We start from the raw sequence: 15,501 nt of genomic DNA, 5'->3' as shown, positions 1-15,501 counted from the left end.
CCTACTGAACGAGCACTGCCCGTCCGCAGGTCGCACCGGTGACGCGCACGTCGGCCTGGCCGACACCGACGCCCAGGGCTGACAGCACATTGTAGAGCAGGTCGTCGACGGGCGCCGTCACGGTGTTGAGCAGGGCCACCACTGCTGGTTTGACCGTTCCGAGCAGGGTGGTCACATCGATCCCGAGACCAAGCACATTGGCCGAAAGCGACAGGTTGTTGACCAGGGACGTGGTGAGCGACTGCGAGATGTTTCGCGTCGAAACGGTCTTCACCGTCTTGTTGGCGATGTCGGTCGCGTTGAAGGTCAGGGTCTGCGGACTATTGTTGGTGATCGCGGTCGCGGCCGAACCCATCACCTGAATCAACGGCATCAACAGCAGCTTAACATCGGCGATGTCTGCGTTCGTAAAGGTCTGCGGCTGGCTGAAATCGGCGAAGCCGGACGGATTGTTGCTGTTGGCCAGGTTCAACTGGGCAATACCGGGGTGCGCGGCGATGGAAACGCTGATGCTGGACGGCCCTGTCGGACAGGTGATGTCGGTCAGCTTGGCCTCGGCATAGGCGACTTCCACGTTGAGCGGCAGATTGACGGCGAGCAGGCTGATGCCGCCGGCCAGGCCGGGCGTGCCGATACCGACGGAGGCCGTCAGTTTGATACGGGTCTGGGCGGTCCGCACGACAGTGCCGATGCCATCGAGCGCCAGCCAGGGCGAGGATTGCATCGGCTCCCCGATGGCGACGTTGAGCTTGGTGGAGAGCAGTCCCGGGATGGTGGCGCCGAGATCGACGGCGGCCTGGTTGGTGCCGTTGGCGAGTACGGCCGCCGCCGTCAGCATCCCCATGGCGCTTGCGTCCACGCCAAGGCCGGACGGCTGTTGCCCGAGGCCAGTCTGCCGACGGAACCGAGGTCGACAAGACTGCTGAGCGGGATCTTGACGGTGCTGGTCGACTTGGAGGCGATGGTCTGCAGGGCGACCTTGGCGGTGTTGCCGAGGCCAGGAACATTGGCCATGGCCGTGGCGATCTGGCCGATGGTCGCCTTCGAGGCCAGAACGTCGGAATAGGTGCCGGCGGTGATGTTCAGTTGTGCGCCGAGCGCACTGACGAAGGAAAGCACGCTGACATCGGCCGAGATCAGCCCGTTGTAATCCATGACGCTGAGCGAGATGTTGCCGCCGAGAAGTCCGCTCAAAAGTGCGTTGAGGATGCCGCCATTGACGCTGAGCAATCTCGACCCGACCGAGAATGTCGCCTGCGGCGTCATGCTGGCGGTGGCTTGGGTGCCGATGACGGGAGTGGGGATCAGCGAGCTTGCGAAGTAGCGCTTGGGGATCTTCGCCAAAGTGACCCGGACGGCATTGTAAGGCGTCACGCCCGCCTGGAAGCGCTGGCCGACATTGGCGGTCGATGACGCGTATCGGCCCTGCGTAACCGTCACCACCGTCTTCCCGGCGGCTGCTGGGATGGTCTGGCCCGAGCCTTGAACGACGACGCCCGGCATGCCGTTGTCGGTGAGCGTGGTGACGACCGCTGTGTTGACGTTGTTGATGTTCGAGGCGGCGGTGATCGCCGCCAGGTCGACCATCGCCTGGGCTTCCCGGCGCTCGGTGTAGATGGAGGCTTCATCTATGGCCACAGCTGCCAGCGCCAATGCGACCGGAGCGCTCAATGCGGTCATGACGGCGAAGTTCGCCTTCCTGTCTCCCATCATCGACCGTGCAAGCCGGCCGATGCCCTTGCCCGCCCGCTGCAGCATTCAGATACCCCCCGACCCTGATCGTTGACTGACGGTTGATGGTCGTCCCTGGCATGGCTATGCCCGGGAACAGATTCCAGATCGGCAGGTTGCGGGCATCGTACGAGACGGACACCACGAATTGGCTTCCGTCGGCCACGCTGTCATTGGCCTGGTAGGTCAGTTTGCTGGCGTCCACGAAGGGGTAGCCGCCGGCGTTGTTGGCGAGATAGCTGGCCACGAGCGTCTGCCGCTCGGTCTGGTTCACCCCGGCAATGGCCGTCCGGGCGGCGTCGGCTGCAATTTGCTGGATCGAGTTAGCGGCGCCAAAATAGATGCCGTATGCAACCATTCCGAGCAAAATAAGGATGAAAAGCGGTGACAGCAGGGCGAACTCGACCGCTGAAGTTCCCGAATCGTCTGTTCGGAACTCGCGCCTTCGGACCCTGGAAATGAGGTTGTGAACCATGGCACCAGCATGCTCAAGTTCGCATGCAGAAAGCGGAAACTCCGGGTGCAACCAAAGGATGCGCTCGATTGAAAACGCCTCTCTAATTTAGCCGTTGCTTCTGCGATAATGAGGATTGACTTAGGGTCAATCAGTACTCGGTTGAAAAGAGCTTACCTCCTGTCTAGTCTCCTGCCACCAGCCGTCGGAGGGAACCGGCGGCGCGCTCAAAGGACCAGACATCGGTTCCGGGGCGTCAACACGTAAAGGCGCGCCGATGGCAGCGCCGACAGGGAGAACTTCATGCTGAAAAACATGCTGAAGGCGACGGTATTCGCCACGACAATGACCTTGGCTGCCGGTACGTTCTTGACGCCAGCCTTTGCGGAGACCGTCTATAACAGGGGCACCTCCGCTGAATCGGAGTCGGTCGACCCACACAAGACCTCGACGGTCTATGAAGCCAACGTACTGCGTGACCTGTTCCAGGGGCTGGTCATGCAGGATGAAAAGGCCAATCTCATTCCGGGCGCCGCCGAAAGCTGGACGGTGTCGGATGACGGCACGGTCTACACCTTCAAGCTGCGCAAAGACGGCATGTGGTCGGATGGCAGCCCGGTGACGGCGGACGACTTCGTCTACTCCTTCCACCGGCTCGAGGATCCGGCGACCGGCGCCGAATACGCCTCGATGCTGTATCCGGTGAAGGGCGCGGAGGACGTCAACACCAAGAAGGGCAAGCCGGAGGACATGGGCGTCAAGGCGATCGACGCCAACACCCTGGAAGTGACGCTGAAGGCGCCGACGCCGTACTTCCTGGAGATGCTGACCCATCAGGCGACCTATCCGGTGAGCAAGGCCTCGATTGAGAAGCTCGGCGCCGACTGGATAAAGCCCGGCAATCTGGTTTCGAACGGCGCCTATACGCTGGCCGAATGGGTTCCCAACGACCACATGAAACTGGTCAAGAATCCGAAATTCTGGGACGCCGCGACGGTCAAGTTCGACGTCGTCAACTACATCCCGACCGAGGATCGTTCATCGGCGATGAAGCGCTTCGAGGCCGGCGAACTCGACAGCTATGACGATCTGCCGACCGAACAGCTCGCCGACCTCAAGACCAAGTTCGGCGACCAGATCCATGTCGGGCCGTATCTCGGCACCTACTATTATGCGATCAAGACCGACAAGGCGCCGTGGAACAATCCGGAACTGCGCAATGCCATCTCGATGGCGATCGACCGTGACTTCATCGCCGAAAAGGTCTGGCAGAACTCGATGCTGCCCGGTTATTCGATGGTGCCCCCCGGCATCGAGGGCTACACGCCCGCAATGGCCAAATACGCCGACATGCCCCAGATCGACCGCGAGGACGCAGCCAAGAAGATCTTCGAGAAGCTTGGCTACACGCCCGAGCATCCGCTGAAGATGGAGATCCGCTACAACACCTCGGAAAACCACAAGAACACGGCAGTGGCGATCCAGGAGCAATTGAAGCCGCTTGGCGTCGACGTCACGCTGCTCAACACCGACACCAAGACCCACTACTCCTTCCTCGAGCAGAAGGGCGACTATGACGTGGCACGTGCCGCCTGGATTGCCGACTACAAGGATCCGGAAACCTTCCTCGGCATCACACGCAAGGCCAGCGGCAACAACTATTCGAACTACAACAGCCCCGCATACGAAGCGGCAATGGACAAGGCTGCGGCCGCCGGCGGCAAGCCAGAAGAGCGCATGAAGGACCTCGCCGAGGCCGAGCGCATCCTCATCGACGATGTCGGCCAGATCCCGCTTCTCTACTACAGCTACCACGATATCGTTTCCTCGAAGCTGCATGGCTTCGTCGACAATGTGATGGACGTGCATCCGTCGCGCTTCGTCAGCAAGGACTGATCCCTGGCCAAGCCGCCGCGCAACCGAATGCGCGGCGGCGCTGGTTTGCCATCGCATCGGCCCGGGAAGCGGAATCGATTTTCGGAAGGTTCGGTGCGAGATTTGAAGGCTGGAGCGCAATCGTCCGAGTGGACGGGCGTGCTCCGGATCAAGCGGGGCACCGATGCTGCGATACGTATTCCGGCGGCTTTTGACCGCCATTCCGACGCTGTTCGTCATCGTGACGCTGGCGTTCTTCCTGATGCGCGTCGCGCCAGGCGGTCCGTTCAACCAGGAGCGGGGTCTGAGCCCCGAGATCAAGGCCAATCTTGAAGCCCAGTTCGGCCTCAACGATCCGCTCTGGCTGCAATATGTCCACTATCTCGGCAATCTCTTACGCGGCAATTTCGGCCCGAGCTACAACATGCCGGACTTCACCGTCACCGAACTGTTTGCCAAGGGCCTGCCCATTTCCGTCCAACTCGGCTCCTCGGCGCTGATCCTGGCGCTGCTGCTCGGCAGCGTGCTCGGCACCATTGCCGCGCTCAACCAGAACAAGCTTGGCGACTATACGGTGATCGCCCTGGCGACCGCTGGCAGCACCATCCCCACCTTCGTTATCGCGCCGGTGATCCAACTCGTCTTCGGGCTGACCTGGAGGCTGTTGCCGATCGGGGGATGGGGCGACGGCGCCTTCATCAACAAGATCGGTCCGGTGCTGACGCTTGCCTTGCCGCAGATCGCCATCGTCGCCCGCCTGATGCGCGGCTCGATGATCGAATCGCTGCGATCCCATCATATCCGAACGGCCCGCGCGCTCGGCCTCTCCGACTGGTCGGTGGTGGTCAAGCACGCGCTGCGCGGCGCCATCCTGCCGATCGTGTCCTTCACCGGCCCGGCGGCGGCGGCACTGCTGACCGGCTCGGTCATCGTCGAGACGATCTTCTCCATTCCGGGCGTCGGCCGCTATTTCGTCGACGCTGCGCTCAACCGCGATTACACGCTGGTGATGGGAACGGTGGTGGTGATCGCCATTTTCACCATCGTCTTCAACCTGATCGTCGACGTCATGTACGCGGTCGTCGACCCGAGGGTGCGCTATGACTGACATCGCAGCCACGGCTCCCGCCATCGTTGGTCGTTCGCTTTGGGGCGATGCCTGGGCGCGCCTCAAGGCCAACCGCGCCGCCATGTTCAGTCTCTACTACCTCGTTCTGATCGGGGTCGTCAGCGTCTTTGGCCCCTGGTTCGTGCCGCATCAATACACGACCATCTACGCCGACTATGTGCGCATGCCGCCAAGCCTGTCGGCCTACCCGAAGCCCGATATGATCGAGACGGCGCTCACCGAAGCGATCAAACGTATGCGGGTCGACATCAAGGAGTGGCACCAGGAGGGCAATCAGGTCTTCGTCACGGTCAAGTCGACCAAGCCGATCGACGACCGCAACATCCGCTACCTCGACCGGTCCGATGCCTTCGACGACACCAAGATCGAGAGCAAGTCGCCCGACGGCCTCGAAGTGACGATGAGCGCATCGGTCAAGCAGCAGTATTTCCTGTTCGGAACCGACAACACCGGCCGCGATCTCTTGTCGCGCACGCTGATGGCCGGGCGCATCTCGCTTGCCATCGGCCTGCTCGCGGGCATCGTGGCGGTGGTGATTGGTGTGATCTATGGCGCCGCCGCCGGCTTTTCAGGTGGCAAGGTCGACGAGGTGATGATGCGCATCGTCGATGTGCTCTATTCCTTGCCGTTCATCTTCTTCGTCATCATGCTGGTGGTGTTCTTCGGCCGCAACTTCGTGCTGATGTTCCTGGCGGTCGGTGCGGTGCTGTGGCTGGACATGGCGCGCATCGTGCGCGGGCAGGCGCTGTCGATTCGCCGGCAGGAATATGTCCAGGCGGCGGAAGCCATGGGGATCGGCCAGCGCGGCATCCTGCTGCGCCATGTCATCCCCAACCTGCTTGGCCCCGTGGTGATCTACATGACGCTGCTGGTGCCGCAGGTCATCATCCTGGAAAGTTTCCTGTCGTTCCTCGGTCTCGGCATCCAGGAGCCGATGACCAGCTGGGGCGTGCTGATCTCGGTCGGCGCCAAGAACATCGGCACTGCCAACTGGCTGCTCCTGTTTCCCGCCTTCTTCCTCGTCTCGACGCTGTTCGCCCTGAACTTCGTCGGCGACGGCCTGCGCGACGCACTCGACCCGAGGGATCGATAAAGATGGGGATCGCTGACATGGCCACTCCCGAAACGATCCTCAGCGTCAAGGACCTGCGCGTCCGCTTCCGCACGCTCGATGGCGCGGTCGAGGCGGTGAACGGTATCAACATCCACGTCAACGCGGGCGAAACCGTTGCCGTCGTCGGCGAATCCGGCTCCGGCAAGAGCCAGACGATGATGGCGGCGATGAGCCTGCTGGCCTCCAACGGCGAAGCGTCGGGCCATGTCGACTATCGCGGCCGAAACTTGCTCACAATGAGCAAATCCGAGCTGAACAAGGTCCGCGGCCGCAAGATCAGCATGATCTTCCAGGAACCGATGACCTCGCTCGATCCGCTCTATTCGATCGGCAACCAGCTGATCGAGCCGATCCGCCGGCATCGGGGCCTGAGCGTCACAGAGGCGCATGAAGAGGCGCTCAAGCTGCTGCGGCTCGTCCATATTCCCGATCCGGAACGGCGGATGAAATCCTATCCGCACGAGATGTCCGGCGGCCAGCGCCAGCGCGTGATGATCGCCATGGCGCTCGCCAACGACCCCGACATCCTGATCGCCGACGAGCCGACGACGGCGCTCGACGTGACCATCCAGGCACAGATCCTGATGCTTCTGGCCGAGCTGCAGCGCAAGCTCGGCATGGCGATCGTCTTCATCACCCACGATCTTGGCATCGTTCGGCGCTTCGCCGACCGGGTCTACGTCATGCGCCAGGGCGAGGTCGTCGAGGAAGGCGAGGCGGAAGCGATCTTCGCCAACCCCCAGCATGCCTACACCAAGATGCTGCTGGCGGCCGAGCCGACGGGAACCAAGGCGCCTCCGCCAGCCAACGCGCCCGTGGTGCTCGAAGGCAGGAATGTCGAAGTCACATTCAGGATCGGCGGCGGGTTTCTCGCCGGTGAACCGCTGATGCTGCGTGCGGTCGATCACATCTCGATCCGGTTGCAACGCAACCAGACCATCGGCATCGTCGGCGAATCCGGCTCGGGCAAATCGACGCTCGGCCGCGCCTTGCTGCGGCTGTTGCCGAGCGATGGGCTCATTCGGTTCGGCGATCGCGACATTTCCACGGCCGACCGGCAGCAGATGCGGCCGCTGCGGCGCCAGATGCAGCTCGTCTTCCAGGATCCCTTCGGTTCGCTGTCGCCACGCATGACCGTCGGCCAGGTCATCACCGAAGGGCTGCTGGTGCATGAGCCGAACCTTTCGGGAAAGCAGCGCGACCAGCGTGCGGTCGAGGCCCTGCGCGAAGTCGGGCTCGACCCCAACGCCCGCAACCGCTACCCGCACGAATTTTCCGGCGGACAACGGCAACGCATCGCCATTGCCCGCGCCATGATCCTGAAGCCGAAGATGGTGGTGCTGGACGAGCCGACCTCGGCGCTCGACCGCTCGGTGCAGAAACAGATCGTGGAACTGCTGCGCAAGCTTCAGGCCGACCACGAACTGTCTTACCTGTTCATCAGCCACGACCTGGCGGTGGTGCGCGCCATGGCCGATTACATCATCGTCATGAAGCAAGGCAAGATCGTCGAGGAGGGGCCGACCGAGGCCATCTTCAGCAACCCGCAAGCGCCTTATACGCAGACGCTGATGAATGCCGCGATCGACGCCACGCGATTCCGGTTGAGCGCGTGATAAGCCACTGTAGGTGAGGCCTGTTCGCTCAGCCGGCCGCGCACTTGCGTGCGCGTACGGCGACAGCGGCATCCTGCTGTCGCTTCAACTGGTCGATCGTGGCCGTTTCACGATTGGCGACCGCCATCTTCACGCTCGTTCCGCCAAGCAGCCAACGCGGCACGCTGGTGTTGGCGACCTTGCCGCGGGTGATCGCGGCTTGCGAGATGTCGCTCGCGTTGCTTCCCACGGCGCTGTTGAGCTCCGTGCAGGTCATGCTCTCGTATTTGGCCGGATCGGCCGCCCTGCCCATCGATGAGCATCCGGCAACAAGAGACATCGCAGCCAGAAGAACCGGTGCCGACCCTGTCGTCGAGATCAAATTCATGTCCGCGTCCGGTTCGCCGTTTTACCGGCTCCCTCATATTCATCGATCAAACTAGGGCCGATGCCCATTTCGTCAAAGTTTGAACGGCCGGCCAGTGCTCGCGCTCGGCCGTCTATTCTATTCAATGTCATCGAAATTATTATGCTGCTTCGGCGGCCAATCCGTTCACGGGGACACAACCGCCGCCGAGCACCATTTGGGCAATATCGGTCGCGTTCTCGTCGACATGGGCCGTCACCAGCACAATCCCTTCGCCGACGCTTCGACGCTCAGGCCTTCCGGCGGCCGCGAGCCAGGCTCCGAGCAACCCGCCGAGGACGCAGCCGCAGAACGTGCCTGTCAGGGCTATCGCCGACAGGCCGGTCGTAAAAGGATTGATGCCGTGGACAGCAAAAGCGGCCAGGCATGCCAGCAGCCCGGCGGCAGCGCCAAGCATGACGGCGGGAGACTTCAGGACACGGATTTCGTCGTGGTAGGGCCCGATGATGACGATCTGTACGCGAGGAACCCCGGCCGCCAAAAGGTTGCCGGCGATCCGGGCTGCTTCGGAATGGGAGTCAAAAAGCCTGCTGATTGTTGGCATGGTCATTCAGGGCGTGTCGTGTCCGTCAGCACGTCGATGACGAAGGATGCGGCGATCAGATCGTCGCCATCGATCCGGCCCTGACCGTCCTCCATTACGGCCGCGACCTTTTGGAAGGTCTGGATTTCGCCCTCGGTGATGCGCGCGTCGCGCATCCTGCTCCTGAGATCTGCCACTCGCAGCTGCAAGGCATCGGATCTTGCGTTGTCACGATTCGAGATTGTGGTGGTCATCCATTTCCGCTTCGTTTTGATGGCCCTCGCGCCCAATCAACCGAACTTGGGGCGCGAGCAAACGTTCCAGGGCTGGGCTTCGGTCTGGTGGGACGAGGGACTTAAGTCTTGCAGCAAGACGCAAGGTGCTTGCCGGCGCGGAGCCCGGACCGCGCATGAAGCGTGCGCGTGTAGCGTGCCAGGGAAAAGTCGTCTGGTGGCCAGGCTTGATCGAGAGCCGAGCCACCAGGCGGCGATCAGTAACCGCCGTTTTCCATTACCACCGGACGATGGTGGCGGTGAGTGGAGACGGAGCCGGTGACAACGACGGTATCTCGACGATGATGCCTACGCCCCTGGTCGTAGAAGGCGATGGTTCCGTGGTGACGGTGATGGAGCCGCTGGCCCTCCTCATTGATGATCCTGACGTGGTTATGATGTCGATGATGGGTCCTGATGACAACGTCAGCCTCGGCGGCCGAAGCCAGGGTGGGCAATCCCACCGAAAGCGCCAAAGCGCAAATGATCATTGTTTTCATTGCAATTTCTCCAATGCCTTGATTAGCCCTTCGTTGGATACAACTGCTGCTGATCTCTTTGGTTCCGGGTTTCGCGGGACAACCGGGACCTGGGGCAACGCGAAGGGCCGGCCATCGCATCGCGCGACCAGACCTGGAGAAAAATCGCAATATTCGGCGGTAGACTCCTGCGGTTCCTAGCTCAGGGATGATCGCGATATCGCCTTTTCTACAATTACGATTGGTCCTCCCGGGCAGTTACGCTGCCGCATCGTCCGTCGTCCGTCGTCCGCGCGGGCAGGCAAGCGCGGCTGGTGCTGTGAGGACCAATCTGTCTCTGCCCTACAAAAGCAGTCCGCTCGGCCATTTCGAAATCCTGTCAGCGGCGGAACATTAGGTAAAACTAATGGTTTTATCTCGACAGCAGGCATCACGGTTTGAGGTCCGCTGAAGATCAGCAGGCAAAGGCTGATCGGCCCGCGTCCTCGGCCAGAGGCGCGGGCTCATCGAGCAACAGGAGAGAGATCATGAACAATATAATTTGGCTCGTGGGAGCGGTGGTCATCGTGATAGCGATATTGAGCTTTTTCGGCCTCCGCTAGGCGACGACGCACACCGCGCGCCCCGTCGGAGTGTGATCAGTGACAGCGAACGCCCCCGCGGATTGACCGGCACGATGGGAGGAACTTCGTTGCCCATGCGTCGTGAGAGGAAAGGGATTTCGTGTCCGTTTCCTGTCCCGAAGGAACAGGCATCAGCCCGGACCAGAGCTCTATCTCAGGTGAATCTAGGGTGGCGCCAGTCGGGATGCGCTAACACATTGTATTTTCTGGTCGGAGTGGCAGGATTTGAACCTGCGACCCCCTCGTCCCGAACGGGCGGGTTAGCCAGCAAAAGCCCGGATTTCCGCCATTTCTGATGGCGTCTGAAGGCCAATGTTCACGTTTATTTCCGGTATAGCTGTGGGGTAACTGTGGGGTAGGTGGAAATGTTCTCTTTCTGTGCCGCGGGCATCCCGACTGTGTTTTTGGGCATTTTTCGCAAGCGTGACTTGGAGACGATCGCCTCGGCGGCTTGGGCCTGAAAATCGGGGTGATGATGGCCATAAGTCTGAATGAGCACTTGAACGCTCATGCCGAGGTATCCGGCCGCCGCCCAGGGGTCGGTACCCTGCTGCATTAGCCAGGTAGCCGCCGTGTGGCGGAAGACGTGCGGGGTGATGTCGGTGCGGAAGACGCGCCGGACGCTACCGTCCGGGGTCCCAATCTCCTCATGCCAGCCTAGTCCGGCCGCCTCGACCACCGAGCGGAAGGCCTTCTTGATCGACTGCACCGGTTTGCCGTTCCACTCAACCACGTAGTCATGGGCGACCATGCGGCCAATGCTGGCGCTTTTTCCTCGGCCCTTGGTCTTGATCTCCAGCGGTGTGCTCGCCCAGCGGCGCACATGTGCCAGGAGGCGATCAGGCAACCTGACGGGCGGCTGCCGTTTCTTGGTCTCGCGGCGACCGCTGGCGCGGCGGTAGAAAACGCCGCGGTCGATGTCCACATGTCCCGCGCCTTCTGTCGGGCGGACGGCCGCGCCGCATATCGCGGCGGAGCGCGTGCCCGTGTAGAGAGCGACCAGGATAAAGCGCGCGATGTGGCATGCGGTGCGACGATCGCTTGGCCTTCCCTTCCACGACTGGCGCATGCGCCACGCAGCGCGAAGCAGGGCGGCTGCCTCGTCGCGGGTCAGCCAGCGGTCGCGCGGTGCTGCCTTCGCGGGCAGCACAATTGCTGGTGCAGAGCTTACATAGCCTTCCCGATGATAATTGTTCAGCGCCGCTCTCAAATCCTCCAGCTGACGCCTGGCAGCTGCGCCGTTGCCGTGTGCCTTGGCGTAGTCGCGGCACATCTTGCCATCGATGTCGCCCATTCTTTTGTCGCCGAACCACGTTAGAATAACGATCAGCCGGTCGGCGGTTTCCTTCGGCTTGGCGTGCGATGGCGCGACGTCGGTAAGATATACGCTTACGGCGTCAGCTACCGGGACCGTGGCGGGATCACGACCGCGCTCGCGGGCCGGTCGGTATTTTTCCGTGATGTGACTGGCGAGCCGCTTTTCAGCGCGTTCGCGGTCGCCAGTGCCGCCACAAGCGCTGATGAAGGTTGCGCCATCGCGGATGAACCAGCCGGCTGCGTTGCGCAGCTTTCCGTCCGCCCTTCTGCTTTCGGCACGCCAGACGAGGCGCGCCCCTTTCGACGTCCGCGGCATAGCTCTCTCATTTTTGCGATCGCCGCCAAAGTGACGTATTCCTTGCCTGCGATCAACTCTGTCTGAAGACGGCCAGCATCTCGTTCTTTTCGCAGACCTGCCGCCCCCATAGAGCCGTCCGGAAAGGCGATATCGGCAGCTATGTTGAGCCGTAGCGGCGTATCGTCGTCCAACTGCTCTTGGATCGTCATGGCTTGCCTTTCCGCACGCGCAGAAGAATTAAGCTGCGCGCAACTGTTGAGGACTATGCCTCTGCGATGGATCCGACACCGATCAGTAAGCCGCTCGATCGCGCGATCTGGCCGGCAGTCGACCCGACCATTGGACAATCGCTCTCGACCCTTTGGCGAAGGGACCGGTCCGAGAAGACTTCTCACCGCGAGGCGATTATCTGACCGGAAATGTAAGGGCATGAGAGCGATCTGTGAACGGGATCAAATCGCTCGTGCGGTGATTGGGACCCTCTGGCGTTAAAAACGGCGGGATCCACCATGATGTGCGGGCAGTCTCGCGATGCGACGAGTGCCGGCAACTCAGGCCCCCGGCCTCATGAGGTGCCTCGGGGGTGGGCTCCCCTCCTGCTGGGGATTCCCGATCTTCGAAAATCGAGAGTGAGAGTGCGAGCGGTTTTTTCGTGACGGGTAGAGAGCCGGAGGAGAGGCCTCCGACGCCCGTCGCGGAGAACCGCGATGTCCTATCAAAGCAATCGAGCCCGCGTCGTTGCCGACCGGACCAACCTCTATGACGACATCACCAACAAGATTATCGCCGAGTTGGAGGCAGGTCGTTTCCCTTGGGTCCAGCCGTGGGGGACCGCCGCCGCGAAGGCGCCGCTGTGTTTGCCGAAGAACGCCAGCACCGGCAAAGCCTATAGTGGGATCAACGTGCTCATCCTCTGGGGCGCCGTCATCGAGCGCGCCTATCGGACGCAAAGCTGGCTGACCTTCCGACAGGCACAAGTGCTCGGTGGGAATGTCCGGAAAGGCGAGCATGGCACCACTATCGTCTATGCGGATCGCTTTATCCCGAACGATGAGAAGAAGCGCGCTGGCGAGACCGGCGAGGATGCCAGGGCGGTTCCATTCCTCAGGCGCTTCACTGTCTTCAACATCGAGCAATGTGAAGGTTTGTCCGAGGAAATGGAAGTTTTGCCGCCACTCCCGGACGCCGGATTGATCGAGCCTCGGCTCAAGGCGCTGATCAAAGGCACCGGCATCGAATTCCGTATCGGCGGGAACAATGCCTTTTATGTGCCGGCAAGAGACTACGTTCAGGTGCCGCCCCCGCAAGCCTATTTCGAGCCGATCAACTGGCATCGCACAGCGCTGCATGAGCTTGGTCATGCCACAGGTCATGCCTCACGCCTCGGCCGCGATTTCTCCGGCTCCTTTGGGACGAAGAAATATGCGTTCGAGGAACTCGTGGCCGAGATCAACGCAGCTTTCTGCTGCGCCGCGCTCGGAATCGTGCCCACGGTACGGCATGCTGACTATATTGGCTCCTGGCTAGAGGTTCTGCGCGAAGACAATCGCGCCATCGTGCGCGCCGCCAGCCAGGCCAGCAAGGCGGCTGACTGGCTTCTCGGCCATTTGATCGAGGATACCGCGCTGCCGATTGAAACGGATGCGGGAGATGACAGGAGGGCGGCATGATCCTGCTGTGCCCAGACCTACACGAGCGCCTTCTCGCCAATGGCCGCCGCCGCGAAGCTGACCACGTCCCGGCTGTCCGCTTCTTCAATCCGCTCGGCGCCGGCACATGGCTCGCGACTGAACTCGACGAGGATGGCGACACCCTGTTCGGGCTGGCCGATCTCGGTTTCGGCTGTCCCGAGCTTGGCTCCTTCAGCCTCTCGGAATTGCAATCGATCCGCCTGCCATTCGGCATGACCATCGAACGCGATCTCCTTTTCACCGGCCGACACCCGATCTCGGTCTATGCGGAGGCTGCCCGCATGACTGGGAGCATCCCGGAGGGCGAACGCATCCTGCACGCCGCTGCTGACGGGCAGCGGCGTGACGGGTCGAGCCCGAAGGAAGGAGAGGAAGAGGATTGAAGGGATTTCGTGACGGGTTCAGGACCGAGAGAGAGGCTCTCGGCGCCCGTCGTGGAGAAACCCCGATGGCCACTGCCGTTCAAAAGATCACCCTGTCGCCCTCGCGCGACATTCCCTTCAACAAACTTGTTCTCGCCCAGACCAATGTCCGTCGCATCAAGGCCGGCGTCTCGATCGAGGACCTTGCTGCCTCGATCGCTCGGCGCGGCCTGATCCAGGGCATCCACGTCCGTCCCGTTCTCGATGCCGATAGCCAGGAGACCGGCATGTTCGAGGTGCCTGCCGGTGGCCGCCGCTACCGCGCCCTGGAAATGCTCGTGAAGCAGAAGCGGCTCGCCAAGACCGCGCCCGTTCCCTGCGTTGTCGGCGATTCTTCCAGCGCGATTCTCGCGGAGGAGGTCTCGCTGGCCGAGAACATTGATCGCGCTCCGCGGCAAGGTGACGTCGTCTTCACCAATTTCGAGTCGACGATCCTCGGCAAACATGGTGGTTGGCCGACCAAGGGCAAGTTCTTCGGCTATTCCACAGCCGAGGTGCTGGACGCATTGCAAGCCATCGGGTTCAACGCGCTTGCTCTGGCCAACAACCACGCATTCGATCTTGGCCCTTGCGGGGTTCTCGCCACGCTGGGGGAGGTCGAAGCGCGCGGCTTCCTGCATGCTGGGATCGGGATCGACGAGACCGATGCCACGAAACTCGGCCATCGCACTCTGGGAGCCCGCCAGGTCTCTCTTCTTGCAATGGATGCAGGCCCCGGTCCGGCCAACATGTATGCCGAGAACCGCACGGCTTCGCGCCCGGCACGGCCTGGCGTCAACCGACTCAAGACCGTTCGCAAGCTTGGGGTGCCGAACGGTCATTTCCGAAGGCTGGCAAGGCTTGGCGACCATTTGCAAAGCTCGCATCTTGAAATCACCAACTACGCGCAACCGGAGGATCCGCCCCAGCTGGCGAGCGGGAAGGAGCTGAATTTCTACGGAACCGTTTTCACCCAAGCCGCTGACTTCAGCCGCTTGATCGAGATCGATCCGCAAAGTGCAGATATTCAACTGTCCGCCATCCGGCAGGCGGTTGCGAAAGGCGATTTTGTTATCGCCTATCTGCACCACCACCATTGGGAACCAGGTTGGCAGAACGTGCCGCGCTGGGTACAGGCCTTTGCCCGTACATGCATTGACGCCGGCGCAGACCTTTTCGTAAGCCACGGTGCCCCCGTTCTTCAAGCGGTGGAAATCTACAATGGCTCGCCAATTTTTTATGGTCTCGGAAATTTCCTCTTTCACGTTCATCCGGAGGAGAGCGAATGGGATCCTCCGGAAGTCTGGCAGAGCATTGTCGCCGCTTGCCGCTACGATGCGCACGGAACCCTCGAAGCCATAGACCTTCTGCCCGTCGTGATCGGCGAGGCAATTGGGCGCTGCGGATCCGAAACAGGCGGATTGGTTCCCGTCCCCGCCGGCGGACACGCGGCGCGAGATATTCTTGAGGGTTTCGCAAGCCGCTCGCGTGCTTTCGGTACAGAGATCGAAATATCCGGACATATCGGCAGAATAGCCGCGCCGCTTGCGCGCAAATTTGGCTGACGATCAA

Annotated in this window: 11 protein-coding genes and 4 pseudogenes; 8 read left to right on the top strand and 7 right to left on the bottom strand. The window is 61.7% G+C overall.

Annotation, left to right across the window (positions count from 1 at the left end):
* Position 1: 1 nt before the first annotated feature.
* Together LB536_RS31250 and LB536_RS22675 are read right to left on the bottom strand one after the other, a co-directional pair.
* A pseudogene (locus tag LB536_RS31250) lies at positions 2 to 1,758 on the bottom strand (hypothetical protein).
* A gap of 7 nt (positions 1,759 to 1,765) precedes the next feature.
* A pseudogene (locus LB536_RS22675) lies at positions 1,766 to 2,206 on the bottom strand (TadE/TadG family type IV pilus assembly protein); the annotation flags it as partial.
* A gap of 282 nt (positions 2,207 to 2,488) precedes the next feature.
* Here LB536_RS22675 and LB536_RS22670 point away from each other — a divergent pair.
* The 4 genes and pseudogenes from LB536_RS22670 to LB536_RS22655 form a co-directional block, all read left to right on the top strand.
* Positions 2,489 to 3,829 (top strand): annotated as a pseudogene (locus LB536_RS22670) (peptide ABC transporter substrate-binding protein); the annotation flags it as partial.
* Between the two features lie 415 nt (positions 3,830 to 4,244).
* On the top strand, positions 4,245 to 5,168 hold the full coding sequence (locus LB536_RS22665; protein WP_140762985.1) for an ABC transporter permease subunit: 924 nt from the start codon (positions 4,245 to 4,247) through the stop codon (positions 5,166 to 5,168).
* Complete coding sequence (locus LB536_RS22660; RefSeq protein ID WP_224596521.1) at positions 5,161 to 6,282, top strand: ABC transporter permease; 1,122 nt, start codon at positions 5,161 to 5,163, stop codon at positions 6,280 to 6,282. The genes LB536_RS22665 and LB536_RS22660 overlap by 8 nt, the downstream gene beginning before the upstream one ends.
* Before the next feature lie 17 nt (positions 6,283 to 6,299).
* Entirely contained in the window at positions 6,300 to 7,919 is a 1,620-nt protein-coding gene (locus LB536_RS22655) for an ABC transporter ATP-binding protein (RefSeq protein WP_224596519.1), read from the top strand.
* Between the two features lie 28 nt (positions 7,920 to 7,947).
* On the opposite strand, the gene LB536_RS22650 is transcribed toward LB536_RS22655, so the two are convergent.
* The 5 genes from LB536_RS22650 to LB536_RS22630 all read right to left on the bottom strand — a co-directional run bounded on the left by LB536_RS22650 (position 7,948) and on the right by LB536_RS22630 (position 11,855).
* On the bottom strand, positions 7,948 to 8,211 hold the full coding sequence (locus LB536_RS22650; RefSeq protein ID WP_318013489.1) for a hypothetical protein: 264 nt from the start codon (positions 8,209 to 8,211) through the stop codon (positions 7,948 to 7,950).
* A gap of 214 nt (positions 8,212 to 8,425) precedes the next feature.
* The gene (locus tag LB536_RS22645) at positions 8,426 to 8,875 is read right to left on the bottom strand and encodes a hypothetical protein (protein ID WP_224596516.1); all 450 of its coding nucleotides are present in this window, start codon (positions 8,873 to 8,875) and stop codon (positions 8,426 to 8,428) included.
* Entirely contained in the window at positions 8,872 to 9,024 is a 153-nt protein-coding gene (locus tag LB536_RS22640) for a hypothetical protein (RefSeq protein ID WP_411966569.1), read from the bottom strand. The genes LB536_RS22645 and LB536_RS22640 overlap by 4 nt, the downstream gene beginning before the upstream one ends.
* A 314-nt stretch (positions 9,025 to 9,338) precedes the next feature.
* Positions 9,339 to 9,620 carry a hypothetical protein gene (locus LB536_RS22635; protein ID WP_140762970.1) on the bottom strand — a complete coding sequence of 94 codons (282 nt, stop codon included), beginning with the start codon at positions 9,618 to 9,620 and terminating at the stop codon, positions 9,339 to 9,341.
* Between the two features lie 924 nt (positions 9,621 to 10,544).
* Entirely contained in the window at positions 10,545 to 11,855 is a 1,311-nt protein-coding gene (locus LB536_RS22630) for a tyrosine-type recombinase/integrase (protein ID WP_224596514.1), read from the bottom strand.
* Positions 11,856 to 12,544: 689 nt separating this feature from the next.
* Here LB536_RS22630 and LB536_RS22625 point away from each other — a divergent pair.
* The 4 genes and pseudogenes from LB536_RS22625 (at position 12,545) to LB536_RS22615 (ending at position 15,494) form a co-directional block, all read left to right on the top strand.
* Positions 12,545 to 13,507, top strand: coding sequence for an ArdC family protein (locus LB536_RS22625; RefSeq protein WP_224596512.1), 963 nt, complete (start codon positions 12,545 to 12,547; stop codon positions 13,505 to 13,507).
* Positions 13,504 to 13,911 carry a DUF2958 domain-containing protein gene (locus tag LB536_RS22620; protein ID WP_224596510.1) on the top strand — a complete coding sequence of 136 codons (408 nt, stop codon included), beginning with the start codon at positions 13,504 to 13,506 and terminating at the stop codon, positions 13,909 to 13,911. Before LB536_RS22625 ends, LB536_RS22620 begins: the two co-directional genes overlap by 4 nt.
* Positions 13,912 to 13,976: 65 nt before the next feature.
* Positions 13,977 to 14,342, top strand: a pseudogene (locus LB536_RS31150) (ParB/Srx family N-terminal domain-containing protein); the annotation flags it as partial.
* Entirely contained in the window at positions 14,316 to 15,494 is a 1,179-nt protein-coding gene (locus LB536_RS22615; RefSeq protein ID WP_263489278.1) for a CapA family protein, read from the top strand. The pseudogene LB536_RS31150 and the gene LB536_RS22615, both read left to right, overlap by 27 nt.
* The last annotated feature ends 7 nt before the right edge of the window (positions 15,495 to 15,501 follow it).

Source organism: Mesorhizobium sp. ES1-3, from assembly GCF_020164795.1.
Classification (GTDB): Bacteria; Pseudomonadota; Alphaproteobacteria; order Rhizobiales; family Rhizobiaceae; genus Mesorhizobium.
This window is presented reverse-complemented; position numbering and strand designations above follow the sequence as displayed.